1 pseudogene is annotated in these 1,520 nt (G+C 39.6%); it reads left to right on the top strand.

The window, feature by feature from the left end:
• Positions 1-6: 6 nt before the first annotated feature.
• Positions 7-1,286, top strand: a pseudogene (locus JGK22_RS33105) (IS4 family transposase).
• Positions 1,287-1,520 lie beyond the last annotated feature (234 nt).

A 1,520-nucleotide genomic window follows, 5' to 3' on the forward strand; every position in this document is an offset into this window, starting at 1 on the left:
ACTCAATTGGGAGATGCAAGAAGAACAAATAGATTCATGAAAATTGTTTCTAACTTGAGTGATAAACCAACATCCAGTGTACCTGAAGCTAGTGGTACATGGGCAGAAACTAAGGCTACTTACGATTTTTGGGATTCACCATATATCAAACCATCTCAGCTTAGGAAAGGACACGTAGATGCGACGGTTTCAAGAATTAAAAATCATCAAATTATCTTGGCAATACAGGATATAACCGAATTAAATTATACTACGCATGAAGCAGTCAAAGGAGTCGGATATCTTGATAATAAATATGCTCATGGATTGAAAGTACATTCAACGTTGGCAGCGACAACAGAGGGGCTACCATTAGGCATTATCGACCTCTCAAAAATCAACTGAAGAAAAAGAGAGTCAAAAATGGCTTGATGCTTTAAAAAACACGTTATCTATCATCCCGGATTCACAACAAGTAGTCACAATTGCTGACTGAGAAGCCGACTTTTATGACTTGTTTGCCTGTGCGAACCGTGAGGGAGGAGATTTTTTGATTCGAGCTACTCAAAACAGATGTTTAGAGTCTTCATCGAACCATCTTAAAGAAGAGCTCGAATTGGTCGAACCGCAAGCCACAATGACTGTGGAATTGAAGCGCAACCCGACTCGACCATCACGAATAGCGACTTTAACTATTAGGTATAAAACCTTAACTATTCAACCCCCTCAAAATCGTCCTAAACAAGAGAAATTAAGTCCGATTCAACTGCAAGTTATTTTAGTCAGAGAATCCGAACCACCTTCTGAGTCGTCAGCAATTGAGTGGTGGCTAGTGACAAATTTACCTATTACTTGTATTGAGGATGTGACTACTTATGTGAGATGGTATAGTTATCGTTGGCTGATTGAGCGTTATCATTATGTGTTAAAAAGTGGTTGTGGAATTGAGAAGCTACAATTAGAAACAGCATCAAGGTTGGAAATGGCTCTAGCTACTTATTCCATTGTAGCGAAAGCGCTTACTTTATATTACTCATATAGCTCGGCTCGCGGATGATGCCAGTTGTGAAATCATGTTATCACCTCAAGAATGGCAGGCTCTTTATGCAACAATTTATCACAAAAGTTATCCTCATTCTTACCCGCCAACTTTAGGGGAAGCGGTTGGTTGGATTGCTAAATTGGGAGGTTTTTTGGGAAGAAAACATGATGGTTTTCCGGGAGTTAAGACCTTGTGGCGTGGATTGAGAAGATTGGATGATATTATGATGGGTTGGCTGCTATTTAATCAACTTAAAACAACTTGAATTGGTATTTTCCCAGGGTTAAAATAGCTGTGATGACAAATTGTGTTAATGACGTAAGTGATAATTTTGGCAAACCGCCGCCAATGGCAGAAAAACATTAGATTGCTGTTTGTCCAAAATGTGCGTTCGAGAAAAACCCCCAGATCCCTTGAGCAAACTCATTGCAAGAGGCAGACATCAATGAACATTTTTTGCAGGATAATTGCCATTCAATCAGAAGCGAGATCCCCAATG

Origin of the sequence: Microcoleus sp. PH2017_08_TRC_O_A, from assembly GCF_020738665.1 — a bacterium.
GTDB lineage: Bacteria > Cyanobacteriota > Cyanobacteriia > Cyanobacteriales > Microcoleaceae > Microcoleus.